The 19,325-nt window shown below is 69.5% G+C and carries 16 protein-coding genes and 1 tRNA gene; 8 read left to right on the top strand and 9 right to left on the bottom strand.

Annotated elements, in window-relative coordinates; all coding sequences use genetic code 11:
- Positions 1-13: 13 nt before the first annotated feature.
- Together LZ198_RS22865 and cysD are read right to left on the bottom strand one after the other, a co-directional pair.
- Positions 14-1,270 carry a sulfate adenylyltransferase subunit 1 gene (locus LZ198_RS22865; protein WP_253974153.1) on the bottom strand — a complete coding sequence of 419 codons (1,257 nt, stop codon included), beginning with the start codon at positions 1,268-1,270 and terminating at the stop codon, positions 14-16.
- Positions 1,270-2,175: a sulfate adenylyltransferase subunit CysD gene (gene cysD, locus LZ198_RS22860; RefSeq protein ID WP_253974152.1), complete on the bottom strand. Its 906-nt coding sequence runs from the start codon at positions 2,173-2,175 to the stop codon at positions 1,270-1,272. Before cysD ends, LZ198_RS22865 begins: the two co-directional genes overlap by 1 nt.
- A gap of 123 nt (positions 2,176-2,298) precedes the next feature.
- Here cysD and LZ198_RS22855 point away from each other — a divergent pair, with 123 nt between their 5' ends.
- Positions 2,299-3,084 (top strand): thioesterase II family protein, encoded by a 786-nt coding sequence (locus LZ198_RS22855; protein ID WP_253974151.1) that lies wholly within the window; start codon positions 2,299-2,301, stop codon positions 3,082-3,084.
- Positions 3,085-3,087: 3 nt separating this feature from the next.
- Here LZ198_RS22855 and LZ198_RS22850 read toward each other — a convergent pair whose 3' ends face one another.
- Entirely contained in the window at positions 3,088-3,864 is a 777-nt protein-coding gene (locus tag LZ198_RS22850; RefSeq protein WP_253974150.1) for a 4'-phosphopantetheinyl transferase family protein, read from the bottom strand.
- Between the two features lie 323 nt (positions 3,865-4,187).
- Between LZ198_RS22850 and LZ198_RS22845 the strand changes: the two genes are divergently transcribed.
- The 6 genes from LZ198_RS22845 to LZ198_RS22820 all read left to right on the top strand — a co-directional run bounded on the left by LZ198_RS22845 (position 4,188) and on the right by LZ198_RS22820 (position 12,357).
- Positions 4,188-5,438: a glycosyltransferase gene (locus LZ198_RS22845; RefSeq protein WP_253974149.1), complete on the top strand. Its 1,251-nt coding sequence runs from the start codon at positions 4,188-4,190 to the stop codon at positions 5,436-5,438.
- Entirely contained in the window at positions 5,435-6,535 is a 1,101-nt protein-coding gene (locus LZ198_RS22840) for a coiled-coil domain-containing protein (protein ID WP_253974148.1), read from the top strand. The genes LZ198_RS22845 and LZ198_RS22840 overlap by 4 nt, the downstream gene beginning before the upstream one ends.
- A gap of 31 nt (positions 6,536-6,566) precedes the next feature.
- Positions 6,567-7,697 (top strand): hypothetical protein, encoded by a 1,131-nt coding sequence (locus LZ198_RS22835; protein WP_253974147.1) that lies wholly within the window; start codon positions 6,567-6,569, stop codon positions 7,695-7,697.
- Positions 7,694-8,380, top strand: a complete 687-nt coding sequence (locus LZ198_RS22830; RefSeq protein ID WP_253974146.1) for a hypothetical protein — start codon at positions 7,694-7,696, stop codon at positions 8,378-8,380. The genes LZ198_RS22835 and LZ198_RS22830 overlap by 4 nt, the downstream gene beginning before the upstream one ends.
- Before the next feature lie 150 nt (positions 8,381-8,530).
- Entirely contained in the window at positions 8,531-11,209 is a 2,679-nt protein-coding gene (locus LZ198_RS22825) for an ELWxxDGT repeat protein (protein WP_253974145.1), read from the top strand.
- A complete protein-coding gene (locus tag LZ198_RS22820) occupies positions 11,206-12,357 on the top strand; it encodes an alpha/beta hydrolase (protein ID WP_253974144.1) in 1,152 nt (383 codons plus the stop codon). The genes LZ198_RS22825 and LZ198_RS22820 overlap by 4 nt, the downstream gene beginning before the upstream one ends.
- Before the next feature lie 9 nt (positions 12,358-12,366).
- On the opposite strand, the gene LZ198_RS22815 is transcribed toward LZ198_RS22820, so the two are convergent.
- Together LZ198_RS22815 and LZ198_RS22810 are read right to left on the bottom strand one after the other, a co-directional pair.
- Positions 12,367-13,986, bottom strand: a complete 1,620-nt coding sequence (locus LZ198_RS22815) for a Rieske 2Fe-2S domain-containing protein (protein ID WP_253974167.1) — start codon at positions 13,984-13,986, stop codon at positions 12,367-12,369.
- Between the two features lie 233 nt (positions 13,987-14,219).
- Entirely contained in the window at positions 14,220-15,341 is a 1,122-nt protein-coding gene (locus LZ198_RS22810) for a YdgH/BhsA/McbA family protein (RefSeq protein ID WP_253974143.1), read from the bottom strand.
- Between the two features lie 351 nt (positions 15,342-15,692).
- Here LZ198_RS22810 and LZ198_RS22805 point away from each other — a divergent pair, with 351 nt between their 5' ends.
- The gene (locus LZ198_RS22805) at positions 15,693-16,670 is read left to right on the top strand and encodes a TerC family protein (protein WP_253974142.1); all 978 of its coding nucleotides are present in this window, start codon (positions 15,693-15,695) and stop codon (positions 16,668-16,670) included.
- A gap of 148 nt (positions 16,671-16,818) precedes the next feature.
- Here the strand turns inward: LZ198_RS22805 and LZ198_RS22800 are convergent.
- The 4 genes from LZ198_RS22800 to LZ198_RS22785 form a co-directional block, all read right to left on the bottom strand.
- A tRNA-Val gene (locus LZ198_RS22800) sits at positions 16,819-16,890 on the bottom strand.
- A 79-nt stretch (positions 16,891-16,969) separates the two neighbouring features.
- A complete protein-coding gene (locus tag LZ198_RS22795) occupies positions 16,970-17,239 on the bottom strand; it encodes a hypothetical protein (RefSeq protein WP_253974141.1) in 270 nt (89 codons plus the stop codon).
- 14 nt (positions 17,240-17,253) lie between these two features.
- On the bottom strand, positions 17,254-17,679 hold the full coding sequence (locus LZ198_RS22790) for an SCP2 sterol-binding domain-containing protein (RefSeq protein WP_253974140.1): 426 nt from the start codon (positions 17,677-17,679) through the stop codon (positions 17,254-17,256).
- A gap of 6 nt (positions 17,680-17,685) precedes the next feature.
- Positions 17,686-19,305, bottom strand: a complete 1,620-nt coding sequence (locus tag LZ198_RS22785) for an Hsp70 family protein (RefSeq protein ID WP_253974139.1) — start codon at positions 19,303-19,305, stop codon at positions 17,686-17,688.
- Between the last annotated feature and the right edge of the window lie 20 nt (positions 19,306-19,325).

Below are 19,325 nucleotides of genomic sequence, written 5' to 3'. Positions count from 1 at the left end.
CCTGCCCCTCTCCTCAAAGAGCCGGACCGTTGATCATCCCCGCGCCGACGGTGGCGTTCGTCGCCTCGTCGATGAGGATGAAGCTGCCGGTGTGCCGGTTGCGGCGGTACTCGTCGTACAACAGCGGCACCGTCGTGCGCAGCGTCACCCGTCCGATGTCGTTGCACGCCAGGCGCGCGCCGTCCTCGTCCCGGTGCAGCGTGTTCACGTCCAACCGATAGTGGAGCCGCTTCACCACCGTGCGCGCCGCGCGCGTGGTGAGCTTGAGCGCCAGCCGCGCGCCCGCCTCCAGCGTCCGGGCCTCCGACAACCAGCAGACCATGGCGTCCAGGTCCTGTCCCACGCGAGGAGGATTGCCCGGGCGGCTCAGCATGTCGCCGCGTCCCACGTCCAGCGCGTCCTCCAGTTGGACGCTCAGCGACATGGGCGGGAAGGCCTCCGGGAGGGAGCGGCCCGCGAGTTCCAACGCCCGCACGCGCGTGGTGAGCCCCGAGGGCAGCACCAGCACCTCGTCCCCCGGACGCAGGACACCGCCCAGCAACTGGCCGGTATACGCGCGGTAGTCGGGGAGCCTCGTGGACATGGGGCGGATGACGCCCTGGACGGGGAAGCGCACGTGGATGAGGTCCCTCGCGGAGGCGATGTGCACGTGCTCCAGGTGGTGCAGCAACGTCGCGCCCTGGTACCAGGGCATGCGCTCCGAGCGCCGCGCCACGTTGTCCCCGTCCAACGCGCAGACGGGGATGAAGGTCAGGTCCGTCACCTCCAGCTTCATGGAGAAGCGACGGAACTCCTCGCGGATGGCCTCGAAGACGGCCTCGTCGAACCCCACCAGGTCCATCTTGTTCACGCACAGGACCAGGTGCGGGACGCGCAGGAGCGACGCCAGGAAGGCGTGGCGCCGCGTCTGCTCCTGGAGGCCCTTGCGCGCGTCCACGAGGATGAGCGCCAGGTCCGCGGTGGAGGCCCCCGTCACCATGTTGCGCGTGTACTGGAGGTGTCCCGGCGTGTCCGCGAGGATGAACTGGCGCCGCGCCGTGGCGAAGTAGCGGTGGGCCACGTCGATGGTGATGCCCTGCTCGCGCTCGGCCCGGAGGCCGTCGAGCAGCAGCGCCAGGTTGACGTACTCGTCGCCCCGGGCGCGACGGGTGCGCTCCACCGCCGCCAGTTGGTCCTCGAGGATGGACCGGGTGTCATGCAGGAGCCGACCGATGAGCGTGCTCTTGCCGTCGTCGACGGCCCCCGCGGTCGCGAAGCGCAGCAACTCCACTAGAAGTACCCCTCGCGCTTGCGGTCTTCCATCGCCGTCTCGCTGAAGCGATCATCCGCCCGGCTCGCGCCCCGCTCGGTGACCCGCGAGGCCACCAGCTCCGCGAGGACCTCCTCCACCGAGGCCGCGGTCGACTCCACGCACGCGGTGCAGGTCATGTCGCCCACCGTCCGGAAGCGCACGGACGCGGTGGACACCGTCTCGCCTGGGAGCAGCGGGAGGTGCGGCGACGCCGCCATCCACAGCCCGTCGCGCCGGAACACCTCGCGCCGGTGCGAGAAGTAGAGCGAGGGCAGCGCGAGCCCCTCGCGCGCGACGTAGCGCCACACATCCAGCTCCGTCCAGTTGGACAGGGGGAAGATGCGCAGGTGCTCTCCGGGCCGGTGGCGCCCGTTGTAGAGGCTCCACAGCTCGGGCCGCTGGTGCTTCGGCTCCCACTGGCCGAACTCGTCGCGCAGCGAGAACACCCGCTCCTTCGCGCGGGCCTTCTCCTCGTCCCTGCGCGCGCCGCCGAACACCGCGTCGAACCGGTGGTGTTCGATGGCCTCCAACAGCGGCACCGTCTGCGCCCGATTGCGCGAGGCCCGCGGCCCCGTCTCCTCCACCACGCGTCCCGCGTCGATGGCCTCCTGCACCGACGCGACGACGAGCCGCGCGCCCAGCGCCTCCACGCGCGCGTCACGGAAGGCGAGCACCTCCGGGAAGTTGTGCCCCGTGTCGACGTGCATCAGCGGGAAGGGCAAGGGCGCGGGCGCGAAGGCCTTCGTCGCCAGGTGCAACATCACCGCGGAGTCCTTCCCCCCCGAGAACAGCAGCACCGGCCGCTCCAGCTCGGCGACGACCTCCCGGAGGATGAACAGCGACTCCGCCTCCAGGGCATCGAGGTGCGACAGCTCGTAACTCAAGGTGCCCGGACGCTACCACGCCGCCACCTGACACCTCGCCGCTCGAACATCCGCGACACGACGCGGGCAGGCAACCCGGGGCTTGACCCGTTTTCCCCGCCTGTGCCACAGAACCCGTACACCATGATGCCTAGCGCGTCCCCTCCCTCCCTCCTTCCCGAGCGCTGGTTTCCCACCCGCAAGCCCCTGCCGGACGCACGCCTGCGCCTGTTCTGCGTGCCGTTCGCGGGCGGCACCGTCGCCGCCTTCAACGGGTGGAGCGCGCTGCTCCCCCCGGGGGTCGAGCTGTGCGCCGTCCAACTGCCGGGGCGCGAGCGTCGGCTGATGGAGAAGCCCTTCGACGACCTGACGGCGCTCGTCGACACGCTGCTGCCCCTCATGGAGCCGCTGCTGGACAGGCCCTTCGCGCTGTTCGGCTACAGCATGGGCGCGCGCATCAACCTGGAGCTGGCGCGCCGACTCCAGGCCCGCGGCGGACGCCAGCCCGTGGGGCTCTTCATGGCCGCGTCCATCTCCCCGCACGTGCGGGACAGCGAACCCATCCACCACCTCCCCCACGACGCGTTCGTCGCCGAGCTGCGGCGCTACGACGGCACGCCCGAGGAGGTCCTCCGGCACAAGGAGCTGTTGGAGCTGGTGGTGCCCACCCTGCGCGCGGACTTCGCGCTCGCCTGGTGGGAGAGCGGCCAGCAGCCCATCCCCGTCGACGCGCCCATCTCCGTCATGGGCGCCACCCACGACGGCCACGTCCCCACGGAGAAGCTGACGTCGTGGCGGAGCCAGACGCGCAGCAACGACTTCCAGGTGCGGACCTTCCCCGGCGGCCACTTCTTCCTGCGCCAGCAACAGGCCGCCCTGCTCTCCGCCATCGCGGCCGACCTCACGCGGTGGATGCAGTCGCCGGCCTGAGCCTCACGCCGCCTGGAACCGGGGCGGCGCGTCGCCGTCCAGCGGCACCGTGAACTGCCAGCGGACGGTGAACGGCTGGCTCCGCGGCCGGCGCACCGCGACCGCCGCGTGGTGCCTCGCGGAGGGGCGCAGTTGCATGAACCGCCACGCGTCGGGCTCGTCGACCATCCGCGGGTCGAAGGAGATGCGCGGCGGCCCCCCGGCCTCCAGGTGGAACGCGAACTGGTCCAGCGGCAGGGACAGGCCCGCGCCCCGGGCCTTGATGTACGACTCCTTGAGCGTCCAGTACTCGAAGAAGCGCGCGCGCTGCGCCTCGCGGGGCAAGGTCCGCAGGGCCGCGACCTCCGCGGGGGCGAAGAAGTGGTCGGCGATCTCCACCGTGTCCCCCGCCCGCTCCGCGTCCTCCACGTCCGCCCCCAGCGCGTCGTCCAGCCCCACCGCCACCAGGGCCATCCCGTCCGTATGGGAGAGGTTGAAGCGCAACCGCGCGCCCCACGCCCCTTGAATCTCCGGCCGACCGTACGCGTTGGTCGCGAAGGTCCACGCCTCCGGGGCCACGGGCGCGTATCGCGACAGCGTGAGGCGGACCAGCGCGTGACTCACCAGATACTGTCGCTGGTGGCGCTCGAAGTGGAAGCGCCGCTGCTTCTCGCGCTCCTTCGCGTCCAGCAGCCCCAGATAGGCCTCCAGCAGTCGCGGCTCGACGATGCGCTCCGGCTCGACGATCCACACATGGACTTCGTCCGGGCGGAGCTCCAGCGGCACGGAGGCGGTCGACATGCCCCCGCATCTACCACGCGGGGCGGTCCCACGCGTAGGCACGGAGGAACCACGCACCCGCCGACGTCGGTATCCGCCATGGAACACTGAAGTCCACCGGAGCGCCCAGATGTCCTCGCGTCCCGACGCGTGACGCGGACCGGACGAATGCCCACCGCGACCCACCCCTCGGGACTGATGTGGAAAGCCACTGCCTTGTCCCCCGGGGCAAGTTGGCGTGAGCCCACCGCCCCCCAAGCTTTCCCCCCGCTCCCACCTGGGAGCATGGTGGCGAGCCGGTCACCGTGGGGCAGCGAGCACGGCGTGACGGGGAGTGGGACCTGATGGAGCTCTTTCCCATCCATCTGCTGTTCATCATGGTGTTGATGAACCGCTACATTCTCGGCCCCTTCCTCCGACGGGTGCGGGAAGAGACGCTCGACCGCGTCGACGAGACGTACCTGCCCCGGGTGGCCATCGTCATCCCCCTCTTCAACGAGGGCAAAGGCATCTTCCAGGCAGTCCGAAGCCTCCTCGAACAGGACTACCCTGCACACCTGCTGCAGATCGTCGTGGTGGATGACTGCTCCACGGACGACAGCTACGCGTGGGCGCTGCGCGCCGCCGAGGGACACAGCAACGTCCTGGTGATGCGCAACCCGGAGAACCTGGGCAAGCGCAAGGGCATCAACCGGGCCGTCAAGGCCGCCGAGGAGGCGGAGATCATCGTGTCGGTGGACTCCGACGTCGTCGTCGACAAGGCCGCCGTGCGCCACCTCATCCGCCGCTTCGTCAGTCCTCGCATCGCCGCGGTGGGCGGGCGCACGTACGTCACCAACCGCCACCAGAACTGGCTGACGCGCATGGTGGAGATCAAGTTCCACTTCGCGCAGGAGTGGCTCAAGGACCTGGAGCGCAGCTTCCGGCAGGTGATGTGCCTGTCCGGCTGCCTCACCGCGTACCGCCGCCACGTGCTGCTGGAGCTGGAGCCCATCCTGGAGTCGCGCTCCATCGCCGGGGTGCCCATCAAGTACGGCGAGGACCGCTTCCTCACGCGGCAGATCGTCAAGCACCGCTACGAGACGGTCTACACGCTCGACGCCTTCTGCTTCACCGCCGCCCCCGCCACGCTGGCCGGGTACTTCTCCCAGCAACTGCGCTGGAGGCGCTCCAACCTGGTGGACCTGCTGGGAGGGTTGTCCCACGCGTGGCGACTGCACCCGCTCGTCACCATCCACTACGTCGCACAGCTCGCGCTGCTGCTCTCCTATCCGGTGGTCATCGTCCACAACGTCGTCACGGGAGAGTTCATGGACATCCTCGTGTTCCACTTCCTGGTCATCGGCCTGCTCGGCTTCATCTACCGGCTGGAGACGCGACACCTGCCCGAGGATCGACGCGTCCATGGCGCGTGCTTCCTGCCCATGGCCCTGCTCATGCCGGTGACGTACGCGCTCTTCACGCCCCTGGCGCTGCTCACGCTCGACTCCGGCAGTTGGGAGACGCGGGGCAGCGTCAACACCGTTCCCAGCGCGGCCCCGGCCAAGAGCACCACCGGCCTGCCGCCCGACCACGCCGGCGAGGGCATGTCATGAATCTCCAGGTCGCCAACCGCATCAACGCCGTCGCCGTCTCGTCGTACAAGTTCATGGGGTCGGTGTTCCTGGGCCTCATCCTCCTGGCGCTGGCGTCCTTCCTCGGCGTCCAGGGATTCTTCCTGTTGAGTCGCAGTTGGGTGACGCCCACCGTGGTGTCCCCCACGGACCCGCAGGTCCTCACCCTCAACGCCCAGCTCGCCTCGCAGACGTCCGCCCGGGACCACGTGGCCGCCGAGCGCCGCGCCGTGGAGGACCGCATCCAGGACGCCCGTCGCACGCTCTTCGCCGAGCGCTCGTTCCAGAAGCGCTTCCTGGTCGCCCTCCGGGGAGAGCGCGAGGCCAAGGGGCGCGCGGCGCACCGCCTCTCCTCCCTGCGCAACGAGTACGGCCGGGCCCGCGCGGAGATCCTCCAGTCCAACCGCGCCTTCGCCGGCCTGTCGCGCGAGCGGACCGACGCGCTCGTCGGCGCGCGCCTCATGGCCCAGGAGGAGAAGCTCACCATCAACCACCACCTCGCGCAGCTCGCGCAGAGCAACCTGTCGCTGGCCCACACCACGGTGGACCTGGAGACGCGCGTGGACGGGCTCCAGCGGGAGATCGCGGGCCTGGCCGCCGTGCACTCCGGCCTGGGCAAGGAGGCCGCGCCCGAGGGCATGACGTCGGACGTGCTGCTGCTGGAGCGCAACTACACGCACTCCGTGCTGGAGCAGGCCCGCGCGGAGGCGACGCTCAAGAGCCTGGAGGAGGACCTGGAGGCCCTGGACGGCATGCAGGAGCGGTACGAGGCCCTCATCGACACGATGCGCGCCTCGCCCTACCTGCTCGCCCTCGAGAAGAACCTCACGGTGGCCTTCGTCCCCTACGAGAACCTGGGGAACTCCGGCGAGGGCGCCCCGCTGTTCGCGTGCGCGTTGGAGGTCTTCTGGTGTCGAGAGGTGGGCGTCGTGGGGCGTGTGTTGGATGGCGAGGTGACGCTCAAGCACCCCATCCGCCAGTACCTGCTGCGAGGGGTGATGGTGGAGGTGAAGCTCAGCGACCCCATCTCGGCCCGCGAAGACCTGCTGCACCTCGGCCGTCCTCCCTTGTTCTTCTAGAGGCCGGCCCCTGGAGCCCCGGAGAAGCTCGATGCGAAAGACACTCACTCGCGGCGTGCTCTGGTGGCTCGCCACGCGGACAGCCCCCGCCCTCTCGGCGGACCCCGTCGACCAGCCCTCCCCCGTCGACACGGTGGAGGAGCGCGCCGCGGGGTACTGCGAGCTGGTCCGGGGAATCGGCGACGCCGAGGCGGCCCTGGAGCTGGCCCCGGAGGTCTTCGGCAGCTTCGGCGCCGTGAACACCGGGGAGGCCGAGGGCGGCACGGCCCTGGGCAAGCCCAAGCTGCGCGCGACGGCGGGCGTGAGCTACGACTTCGTCGGCCTCTACCGGGGACGCACGTTGCGTCGACACGCGCAGGCCCAGTGCCGGCGACACCAGGCGCTCTCCTCGCTCCAGGCCGCCGTGCGACAGGGAACGGGCCTGGGTGAGGAGGCCGCGCTGGAGGCTCGCGCCGCCGCGCTCCAGGAGGCGCTGCCACGCGCGGAGCAGCTCATCACGAGCCTCCGTTCGGACCTCCAGGAGGGACGCGCCACCCTGGAGGAGCTCAACGCCGTCCAGGTCCGCCTGGACCACCTGCGCTCGCTGCACGCGGACACCGCGCTCGCGCGCGAGCGACTGGCCGCGCGCCCCAAGCTCCCCTCCGGGCAGAAGCTCGAGGCGCTGCTCGCGGAGCTGCGGTCCGCGGACGACGCGGTCGAGGCCCACGCGGGCAACCTCCGCCGCGCCCAGGCGTGGGAGCTGAGCGTCCGGGGAGGCTACGACGAGGTCTTCGACATCGACCAGGACGTGCCGCTCTTCGGGCAGATCATGCTGACGTATGACCTGGGCAATCTCTGGCAGGGCTCCGCCAACGAGCGCGCGAGACAAGGCCGACGACGCTCGCTGATGGAGGAGGTCGACGGTGTGCCGCAGCAGGTGGCCGAACTGCTGGGGGAGCTGCGCGCCCGCCAGCGGTCCGAGGAGCTCCGGCTCCGGGAGGTCATCACCCTCGTCTCCGACCTGGAGGGCCAGTTGCGTGAGGTCGAGTCGATGCAGACGCGCGAGGTGCGGCGCTTCCGGGACTACCTGCTGCTGGAGCTGGCGCGGCTGCGCGCCGAGCGCGCGTACCTGGGCGCCCACGTCGAGTCGCTCAAGCGCTTCCTGGACGAAGGCACGCAGTGAGCCCGCGGTGGTCCGCGGCGAAGGCCCTGCTGCTCGCGGGCGCGCTGCTGCCCGCCCCGCCCTCCTCCGCCTCGCCTCCGCGCCGGGGCCCACCCCAGGAGCGACGAATGACGCCCCTGGCCTCCGTGCCGCTCGCCCGCCTCCAGGTGACCGAGGGACGACTGGTGGAACAGCCGGACGGGGGACTCCTGAGCGACGGGCCCCGGATGAGGGCCGTGGCCCCGGGATGGCTGGCGCGACAGGTGGAGCTGCGCTTCACCGTCCTGGGTCCCTCGGAGGTCCAGCAGCCCCTCGCCTCCGGCGCCCCGCGGCAACAGGTGGGCCTCAAGCTCCGCGCGAAGGACGGCTGCAACCTCGTCTACGTGATGTGGCGCGTGACGCCGAAGCCGGGGATCGTCGTCAACTACAAGCGCAACCCCGACCAGCACCGCAGCGCCGACTGCGGCAACCAGGGCTACACCGTCGTGAAACCCTCACACCCCACGCGGGTGGATGCGCCTTCGAGGAACACGGCGCATGTCTTGCGCGCCCGCCTGGAAGGACCCCGGCTCCGCGTCTGGGCGGATGAGGCCCTGGCCTGGGAGGGAACACTCCCCGACGCAGCCCTCTCATTCGATGGCCCCGTCGGCATGCGCTCGGACAACCTCCGCCTGGTGCTGAGACTCCTGGTCGCGAACCCCTGACCTCCTCGGGGACGTCCGCCCTGGAGCGCCCACGCCTTTCGCGTCCGGGATGATGACTGGCAATGGTCATTCCCGCCGAAATGCAGGCAGAAATGGAAATTCCTCTCAGCCGTCCCCTGACTGAAGTTCAACAGAAGGGGGTCACCACGTATGCGACGTCTGGTCGTTGGCTCGCTGGCTCTGTTTCTTGGAGCCTGCGAATCGAACAACATCGAGTCGGAGTACGAGAAGCCACCCGAGACACAGCGAGCGGCGCTCACAGTCCCCACGTTCTCGCTGGTCAAGGACATCAACGCGGAGAGCCTGGGCACGATGCCCGGGTCCTTCGTGGCGGCGCACCAGCGCGTCTACTTCGGAGGGATGCACGCGGCGGGCACCGCGCTCTACGGCCTGGATCCCTCGACGGGCGTGTCGACGGTCGTCTCCACGTTCCCCGGCGGCGTGGCGCCCACGCCCCAGGGAATCTACCGCCCCGCGGGCAGCCCGGCGGACCTGCTGGTGTTCAGCGCGACCGAGCCGAACACCGGAACCGAGCTGTGGTTCTCGGATGGCACGAGCGCGGGCACCCGGCGGGTCACGGACCTCAACCCCGCCACGGGGTCGAGCAACGCCACGATGGTGGCGCAACTGGGGGACGCGCTCATCCTCACGGCCCTGCGCGGCCAGGACGTCGTCCTCTTCCGGCTCGACGCCAACGGACAGACCACGCGACTCACGAGCGAGCCCGTGTTCGGAACGCCCGTCGCCCTGGGACAGCGCATCCTCTTCGCCAACTCCTCCACCCTGGATGCGGAGCTCTGGGTCAGCGATGGCACGGTGGCGGGGACGCGGCGCCTCAAGGACATCCATCCCACGGGTTCGTCATCGCCCCAGGCGCTGACCGTGGTGGGTTCACGGGTCTTCTTCTTCGCCGACAACGGCACTGACGGCGCGGAGCCCTGGGTCACCGATGGGACCACCGCCGGCACCTTCCTGGTCAAGGACGTGCGGACGGGCCCCGCGTCCTCCATGTCCAGCCTGGTCCGGATCCGGGTGGCGGCGATGGGCTCCACGTTCTTCTTCGCCGCGAACGACGGCATCCACGGAGACGAGCTCTGGAAGTCGGACGGGACGGCCGCGGGGACCGTCATGGTGGCCGACGCCAATCCCGGCACGGCCGGCACCGCACCGGCCTACGTGACCCACTCCAACGGGCGCATCTTCTTCACCGCGAACCTGGGTGCCTCGGCCGGAGAGCCCTGGACGTCCGACGGGACCGCGGCGGGGACGGTCCTCCTGCGCGACATCCAGCCTGGAGCGGGGCGCAGCGTGTCGGGCGGGTACACGCCCTTCGGCACCGGCGTGCTCTTCTTCGCCAACGACGGCACCCATGGCAACGAGCTGTGGTTCTCCAACGGGCAGACCGCGGGAACCCAACTGGTCACCGACCTCTATCCAGGCTCCCGCTCCGGCTCGGACAGGCTGGCCGTGTGGGTCGCGGGCACGCGCGCCTACTTCGCCTGCACCACGCCCCTGGGCGTCAACGACCTGTGTGATACCGACGGGACCGGCCCGGGCACGCGTCGGTTGTTCCTGCCTGGAGTGGGGACGGCGCCCTCCGCGCCCTCATGGCTGGTCGCCACGCCCCAGGGGCGGGCGTTCTTCACGGCCCATGACGGCTTCACCGGACGGGAGCTGTACGTGACGGACGGCACCGCCGCCGGGACGCAGCGGCTGACCGACCTGAGTCCGGGCATCGCCGATGGCGTCACCGGCCAGCTCTATGTTTTCGGGGAGCAGGTCGCGTTCGCGGGGAAGACGCCCGAGCACGGCAGCGAGCTGTGGATCTCCGACGGCACCCCGAAGGGGACACGCATGCTCGCGGACCTCCACCCCGACCCCGGTGTCGGAGCGCTGGATGGAATCCCCCGGACCTACGCCACGGTCCATGGCGCGGACCTGTACTTCATCGCCAATGATGGCCAGACGGGGCTCGAGCTGTGGCGGACGGACGGGACCGAGAACGGCACGAAGCGACTGACGGACCTCGCGCCGGGGATCGCCAACGGCGTGACACCCGACCCCGCTCCGCTCAGCTTCGGCAACGTCGTGCTCTTCACCGGCATCAACGCGCAGTTCCTCCGCTCGATTCACGCCCTCACGCCGGGGAGCCCGCCCATCCAGTTGTCTCCCGAGAACCTCACCGTCACCAAGATGGTGCGCAACCAGGGCAAGGTGTACTTCCTCGCCTACGCCGCCATGGGCGTTCCCAGCGCCTTCCCAGGCGGGCTGTGGTCGACGGACGGCACACCCCAGGGCACGGTGTTCGTCGCCGGAGGATCCTACCGGGACCTCTTCATCTCCGGGACCGACGTCATCCTCACGGGCAACGGGGTGATCCACGCCACCAACGGCACGCCCGGCAACCGACGCCTGCTCTCGCTCGCCGCGCCGTCCAACCTCTACGAGCCCGAGCCGCTCTTCGCCATGTTCGACGGCAAGCTGGTCTTCGTCGGCGGCAACGGGACGATGGGCATCGGCCTCTGGAGCTCCGACCTCACCCGCGCCGGGACGACCCGTCTCTCCAGCTCCCGCATGGATTCGTATTCGTGGGTGCAGGCGGAGAAGGACCGCGTCTACTTCACCCAGGACTCGGCCAACGAGGGCCGGGAGCTCTGGTACTCGGACCTGACGGCCGGCAACACGCGCCTCGCCTACGACTTCGCGCCGGGGAAGCTCGATGGGGCTCCCGGGCGTCCCGTGCGCATCAACGACCACCAACTGCTGCTGTCCGCGAACGACGGCGCCCATGGCACCGAGCTGTGGCGCATCGACGAGGTGACCCCATGACTCCCCTGCTGACCCTGGCGCTCGCGACCACCCTCTCGGGCGTCTGCACGAACAACGACCCTGCGCCGCCCAACACCGAGCGGACCGTCGTCCGGGTGCACTACCCCTTCACCCGGGCAGACGTGGTGAAGCTCAAGAGCAGCCCGGCCCAGGAGTGGGTCCAGGACACCGACACCAGCGAGAAGTACACCGGCCTGTTCTGCGCGTTCGTCCCGATCAGCAACGCGACGAAGAAGCTCCAGGTCCGGCTCTACCGGAACGAGCTCGCCTCCCGGGGCGCGATGTATCCCGTGGACCGGGGCGCGACGATCGACACGTATCCGTACTTCACCACGGACGCCGGGCAGCTCATGACGGTGTTCCCGGCGTTCCACTCCAACCTGCTCGACAACGACCGCACCATCTGGGCGTGGCTGCCGGCCGGGTACACGGAGAATCCCCTCCAGCGCTACCCGGTCATCTACATGCATGACGGTCGCAACCTCTTCGACGCCGCCCTGTCCATCACGGGCGACGAGTGGGAGGTGGACGAGGCGGTGGACGCGGGCATCGCCAGCGGCAAGGTCGCGGAGGCCATCGTCGTCTTCGTGGACCGCACCGCCCAACGACAGTCCGAGTACACCCCGGTCTCCGACCCCAACTTCCCCGGCGTCACGCCGCTGGGGGACCTCTACGCGCGGATGCTGGTGGAGGAGCTGAAGCCGCGGATCGACACCACGCTGCGCACACGGACGGACGCCGCCAACACGGGAATCGTCGGCTCGTCGCTGGGCGGGCTCATCTCCGTGTACACGGCCCTGCGCTACCCGCAGGTCTTCGGCCGCGTGGGAGCGCTGTCACCCTCCGTCTTCTGGGGCAACCGGTTCATCATCGGCGCCGTCAACGCGAGCCCCGCCCCGCAGTCCTTCGCCCGCGTCTACGTCGACGAGGGGGCGAACGAAGGCGCGGTCTACGCGCTCGCGCTCACGGATGCGTTCCGGTCCGTGGGGTACGTGGATGGCACGTCCCTCGAGTACGTCTACGAGGAAGGCGGCTACCACACCGAGCCCACCTGGGCCCGGCGCATGCCCGGGGTGTTGAACACCCTGTTCCCGGGGCGGGCCTCCGACATCAGCCGGGCACCGGGTGAGCTGAGCACGGCGCCCTAGCCGACGGCTTCACGGGACCCGTGGCGCGACGTCCGGGGTGGGCGCGGGCGACTTCTCGGTCGACTCGCGCTCGCCCTCCGCCACGGGTTCCGCGCACAGGGTGGAGCCGTTCGTCGGGCAGCGGCCCCCATCCTCCAGGTCGAAGCGCCAGCGGTGGCGGGGGCACACCAGGTAGCGCCCCTCCTCCACCCAGCCCTCGGACAGGTCCGCGCCCTGGTGGGGACAGAAGCGCTGGACGGAGAAGCGCCGCCCGCCCGCCTCCACCACCGCGCGCTCCCGGCGCCCCTCCGTCGAGCGTACGCCCTGGCAGAAGGCGCGCATGTCCTCGATCTCCACGCCCAGGAAGCCGTGGACGATGGGCTCGTAGACGTCCGGGTGGCGGCTCAGGCGCAGCCGGAACGACAGGAGGAAGTCCTCCCACGTCAGCTTCCGGTCGAGCACCCGGACCACGTCCGCCGCGCTCGCCTTCATCGCGTAGCGCGTCGCCTCCCGAATCTCCGGCACGACGTCCACCCGGCGGCCCTTGAAGTCCACGCGCAGCAGCCGGTCCGGCAGCTCCGTCAGCTCCACGTACAGCGGCATGCCCACCCGGTCGTGCAGGTCGAGCAGGTCCAGCTTGCGCTGGAACTCCACACGCAGCCGCTCGTGGATCTCATCCACCTCCGCGCGCATCAGGTTGCGGCGCCGGTCGCGGAAGAGGTGCGCCAGGTCCGCCGCGTAGGTGCGCAGGTACGGTTCGAGGGACTCGGGCGTCAGCCGCTCCTCGACGCGGGTGGTGAACTCGAGCGTGCGCGCGTCGATCACGTCCCCGGGCATGGGCTCCAGGTAGCGCGCGCCCAGCGTCGGCAGCCGCTTCTCCAGGAAGGAGAAGAGCGTGGTGGCGTTGGGGAAGATGTTCACCTTCTCGAAGTTGAGGTGCAGCAGCGCCGGGTCCAGGAAGCACGCGGGCCCCGCGGACGCGAGGTACGCGCGGGGCTTCACGACCTCCAGCGCGCGCGCCACCGCCTCGAACTTGCTGTCGCGCTTCTTCAGGGAGATGGCCGCGTAGGTCTCCGGGGGATACTCGTAACAGGTGGGGTGCCAGATGGCGCCGGAGAACTGGGCCGCGAACAGGTCGATGGGGCCCTCCTCCTCCGCGATGCGCGCCAGCCGATCATGCAGCTTGCAGTCGTTGATGTTGACGAAGCAGTGGTGCTCGCCGCGCACCATCACTCCCGAGTCCCGGTTCGTCCCCTGCTCGGAGACGAAGAGCTTGATGTAGCCGCCCTTGATGGGCACCTCGCGGCCGTCCTCGCAGGCGATGACGCGCTTGCAGCCGTACTTCGCGAAGACGTCCTGCAGCTCCGAGCGCTGGAAGCGCGGAATCAACACCGTGAAGTCGCGCCGCTGGAGCGTGGCGAGGAACTCCGGGTCGAAGTGGTCCTTGTGCTCGTGGCTGACGTAGAGGAAGCGCTCCTTGCCCGGCGTCTCCAACAGCTCGCGCACGCGCGGCGCGAGGTGGTGGTTGCGGGGCAACTGCATCCACGCCGAGTCGAACGCGCCTCGCGCCGTCAGCCACGGGTCCATGACGACGACGCTCCCCGCGGTCTCCACGGCGAAGCCCGCATGGCCCAGGAACATGATCTGCATGAAGGTCGGCCCTCGTGCGAAGCGGACCAGCAGGAGCGCCGCGTCCGGCCCGTCCCTCCGGCCACTCCCGGCCTCGACGGCGCGAGGAAGGCTGGGAACCACCACGGGCACCGGCCACCTGCCTCGGGGTGCGAGCCCCCGTGCGAGCGGCGACACCGCGCGCGCGGCCGTCGAAATGACGAGGGCGCGGGAGGCGCCCATGCCCCCCGCGCCCTCACGACTTCATGCGTCCATCAAGGCTGGATTTCGCGCACGGACAGCCACTTGAAGTCCGCGTCCGAGGCGCTGTCCCAACGGAACGTGGCGATGGGCCCACCCCAGGTGATGGGCATGGGGCCGGTGGAGCCGCCGCAGTGCTGGGCATCACCGCCCCAGTCCCCCGCGTCCACGCGGTCATCCACCTTCTTCCAGGTGACCTTGTCCGCGTTCTCGTTCACGTACATCTCCAGCCGCACGGCCTCCTTGCCGTTGACGGTGGTGTTGCGCATCACCGCCTTGAAGCCCACCCAACGGCCCTTGAGCGCCGAGGTCGCGGGCTTGTACGGCGCCTGCTCGTACGACACGTGCCACGTCTCCTTCTGCCAGCGCGCGCGGCCATCGTAGTGCAGACCCGCCTTGTAGCTGCTGCCCTCGCAGCCGGAGTTCTTGTCGTTGTGCTTGCCGCCGCGGGCGTACCAGTCGAAGTTGTCCGTGGTGTCCGACGTGGCGTTGAGCTTCACGAAGCCCGTCATCTCCACGTTCTTCCAGTCGTTGGGCGACTGCATGTAGCCGCGGCTGGCCAGCACGTCGCGGTCATACGTGGGGATCTTCGCGGCCGAGTAGCCCGTGGACGTGGTGACGCCCATGCGCACCTGGTTGCTCTTCATCTTCCAGGAGCCATCCGCGTTGCGGGTGATGGTGTTCTGAGGATCGAACCGCGGGTCGGACGTGGGGTTGTCCGAGAGCGCCCACGTCTCCCCACCCGACTTCGTCGGATAGAGCATCGTCACGCCGAAGCGGTCCACCTTCGCGGGGCTCGGCGTCGGGTCCGGCGTGGGCTCGGGCGTGACGATCACCGGAGGAGTCGTCTCCGGGGGAGTCGTCTCGGGGGGGGTGGTCTCCGGAGGAGTCGTCTCTGGAGGAGTCGTCTCTGGGGGAGTCGTCTCGGGGGGAGTCGTCTCGGGGGGAGTCGTCTCGGGGGTCGTGGTCTCCGGGGGGGTCGTCTCGGGGGTCGAGGGGACCTGCGGCTGCTCGGTGGACGGAGGGGCCGGCTCGGGCGTGGCCGAGTCGCCGGAGCCCGTGTCGGCGTTGCAACCGGAGGCGGACAGCGCCAACAAGGCGCCGCAAAGCGAGGCGAGGAGTCGGTTCCGGGTCAAGCGGGGGTCCTTCATTCAGGGGGCCACGAGAGGAGCGGGCCCCACGCACGCCCATCGCGGGCGGGGCCTCACCGCGCCCACGCCGCTCAGGGCCAGCAATGCCCCGGGGCGCGAACGCCTGGTTGGTCTCGTCGAGCCGGTGGACTGTCAGGTTTCAACCGGTGGGGGCCCAACCACCCCTCGCGCGCAACCCTTCCCCAACCCAGGGAAGGCCACCCGCGCGCCGCTCCCAGGGCCGCTCGTGGACCGGCCAGGAGGGGTGCGACACCCCATCCTTCGGTTTTTTCGATGGAGCGCCCCTGGAAACCCTATTTGTCGAAGAGATAGCGGACTCTTATCTGAGCCCCACTCATGGATTCTCTAGGAACGGTGGGCAGTCCCGCGCTGTGGTTGGGCTTCATCGCCTTCGTCATCGCCATGCTGGCGCTCGACCTGGGCGTGTTCCACCGCAAGGCACACACGGTGGGCTTCAAGGAGGCGCTGGGCTGGAGCACGGTGTGGATCAGCCTGGCGCTGCTCTTCAACGCGGGCTTGTGGTGGAAGTTCGGCGCGGGGCCCGGCGTGGAGTTCCTGACCGGCTACCTCATCGAGAAGTCGCTCTCCGTCGACAACATCTTCGTCTTCGTCGTCATCTTCTCGTCGCTGCGGATTCCGGCCCTGTACCAGCACCGGGTGCTCTTCTGGGGCATCCTCAGCGCGCTGGTGCTGCGCGCCATCATGATCTTCGCCGGCGTGGCGATGCTGGAGCGCTTCCACTGGCTCATCTACGTCTTCGGCGCGTTCCTCATCCTCACGGGGCTGAAGCTCTTCATCCAGCGCAACAAGGAGGACCACCCGGAGGAGAGCGCGGTGATGCGGCTGGTGCGGCGGACGATTCCGTCCACCCCCCGCTTCGACGGGCATCACTTCTTCACGAAGGAGAACGGGCGCCGGCTGGCCACGCCGCTGTTGATGGCGCTCATCCTGGTGGAGGCGTCGGACATCCTGTTCGCGCTCGACTCCATCCCGGCCATCTTCGCGGTGACGCGGGATCCCTTCATCGTCTTCACGTCCAACATCTTCGCCATCCTCGGCCTGCGCTCGCTGTTCTTCCTGCTGGCCGGGGCGGTGGAGAAGTTCAGCTACCTGAAGGTGGGCCTGGCGGGCGTGCTCGTCTTCGTGGGCGCGAAGATGGCGCTCGTCGACTTCGTGAAGCTCCACCCGGCGGTGTCTTTGGGCGTCATCGCCGCCCTGCTGGGCAGCAGCATCGTCGCGTCCCTCATCAAGGCCCGCAACGCGCCGCCGGCCGCGCCCGCACAGGGTGAGCCGCTGTCCAAGGCCGAGGGCTGACGTTTCGACGGTGGGCGAGGACGTCCGGGGCGGCGGGAGCACTCCCGTCGCCCCGCTGTCGTTCCAGGGACGAAGGGGCGCCGAGCCCAGAAAAGCGAAGAGGCCGTGAGTCTTGGGATTTCTCCCGGACTCACGGCCTCTTCTTCGTTGGGCGCAGCAGGGTTTGAACCTGCGACCCCTGCCGTGTGAAGGCAGTGCTCTACCGCTGAGCTATACGCCCGCGCTTCGTGTGCCACCGAGTCGCGACGAACGCGGGGGTAAATGCCACTTTGCCCCCGCGGGTGTCAACGCATTTTCGACTACAGCGCGTCGAGCTTTTCTTCGAGCTCCCGCAGACGCCGCTTGAGGCCGGAGAGCTGCTTGCCCACGGCCTTGAACTCGCTGCGCGGCGCGAAGTGGAAGGCCTTCATCAGCTCCTCCTGCCCGCGGTCCAGGGCCTGCTTGCCCCGCTGGACCTTGCCGATGGCGTTGGCGATGGCCATGGCGCGCTTCTCGTCCGCCATGAGCTTCTCCACGGCCTTGCTGGACATGCCCAGCGCCTGCTTCTTCAAGTCTTCACGGATACCCATGGACGTCCCCCCGGCTATGGCTCGTCGATGAACTGCGTCTGGAGCTGCGAGAAGACGCGGTCGGCGATGCCCTTGTACTTCATGCGTTCGATGAGGGGCTGCAGGTCGCCCTTCATGGAGATGCGGCGCTTGAGCACCGCCTCCACGGGGTCCAGCGTCCCCTTCAGGAGCTGCTTCCAGACGGTGTACGGGGCGCGCGCGAGGTAGACGGGCTCGAGCTCGTCGAGGTCGTCCGGGTCCGCGAGCACGCGGGCCTTCTCGATGCGGCAGTCGCCCGGGACGACATGCACGACGAAGGACTTCGCCAGCTTGCCGGGCTCGGCCTCCACCACCGCCCCGAAGTCACCCTTCCAGCCCTTCCCCGCGACGACACACTCGGGGTCCTCGTTCGTGAGCCGGACAGCTTCGTCCAGCCACTCCTTCGACGGGAACTTCGGCATGGCCTCCTACCCTCTGCGGAAGATGCTCTTGATGCTGGAGAAGAGGCCCCGGTCGTCGCTCGCGCCGCCCGCGCTGGCGGCGGGCTGCTGGGCGTTGCGGGACGCCACTTCCTGGAGCGCGCGCTTGAGCTGCTCCGGCGTGTCGCGGGTGGCCAGGTCGACCTTCCGCATGCCGTTGGCCTCCTCCACGTTGACCTGGAGCAGACACTCCTCGGTCAGCCGGAAGTCGATCTTCCGTCCGGCGGCGGCGGCGGGGACTCGCACCGTGCCCAGGTACTCGTTGTCCACCATCAGGTCGCTGTCACCCTGGAAGATGTCCAGCTCGATGTAGGGCGAGCCCGGATCCCGCGGAGGCGGGAGCCGGAAGCTCTTCACCATGGGGATGAGCGAGTTCTTGTCGATGATGCGCTTCACGCGGCCGTTGGGCAGCGCGTAGCCGATGGGCATGGACACCGCGTCGAGCAGCGTCACCGCGTCGATGGTGCCCAGCGAGTCGCCCAGCAGCGCGGCGCCCAGCGCCACGCACTCGTCCGGGTGCACGCCCTTGCGCGGCGGCTTGCCGAAGTGCGCCTGGATCTTCTGCTGCACGAGCGGCATGCGGCTCTGGCCACCCACCAGGATGATCTCGTCGATCTCCGAGCGGGAGATGCCCTTCTCCTCCAGCACCCGGTCGCAGATCTCGAACGTGCGGTCCACGAGGTCGCCGGTGAGGCTGTTGAGGAACTCGCGCGTCAGGGGGATGCGCAGGTCGAGCGGCTTGCCCTTGCGCTCGTCGATGAAGGGCAGGTCGATGACGACGTTGGGGATGAGCGTCAGGTCGATCTTCGCCGCCTCGGCGGCGTTCTTGATGCGCTGGAGGGCGATGGGGTTCTCGGTGAGGTCGACCTTGGTCTCCTCCCGGAAGCGCTCCAGCACGTACTCCATGATGCGGTTGTCGAAGTCCGCGCCGCCCAGGAAGGTGTCGCCGCCGGTGGCGAGGACCTCGAAGACGTTGCCCGCCAGGTGGAGCACGGAGACGTCGAACGTGCCGCCGCCCAGGTCGTAGACGAGGACCTTCTGGTCCAGGCCGCGGTTGAAGCCGTAGGCCAGCGCCGCCGCGGTGGGCTCGTTGACGATGCGCTTGACGTCGAAGCCCGCCAGCCGCCCGGCCTCCTTCACCGCCTGGCGCTGGTTGTCGTTGTAGTAGGCCGGGACGGAGATGACGGCCGCGTCGATGGGGCCGCCCAGGAACTGCTCCGCGATGGTCTTCAACTGCGACAGCACGAAGCTGGAGACCTGGGGCAGCGAGTAGAGCTTGCCGCCCATCATCACCGCGGCGTCGCCGTTGGTCCCCTCGACGATGTCGTATGGGAAGGCCCCCTTGAGGTCCTCCACCGACTTCGAGTGGTACTTGCGGCCGATGAGGCGCTTGGTCCCCCACAGCGTGTTGCGGGGGTTGGTGACCATCTGGTCCTTGGCCACGCCACCGACGAGCAGGTCGCCCTTGGCCGACAGCGCCACCACGGAGGGCAGGATGAGGTTGCCTCGGTCCGTGGGGACGATCTTCGGGATGCGGTTGCGCACGGACGCCACCAGCGTGTTCGTGGTGCCCAGGTCAATCCCGACGATGCGAGGTCTGTCCGCCATGAAGTTCACGGGCACGGGCC

Source organism: Myxococcus dinghuensis, assembly GCF_024198235.1.
Classification (GTDB): Bacteria; Myxococcota; Myxococcia; order Myxococcales; family Myxococcaceae; genus Myxococcus; species Myxococcus dinghuensis.
This window is presented reverse-complemented; position numbering and strand designations above follow the sequence as displayed.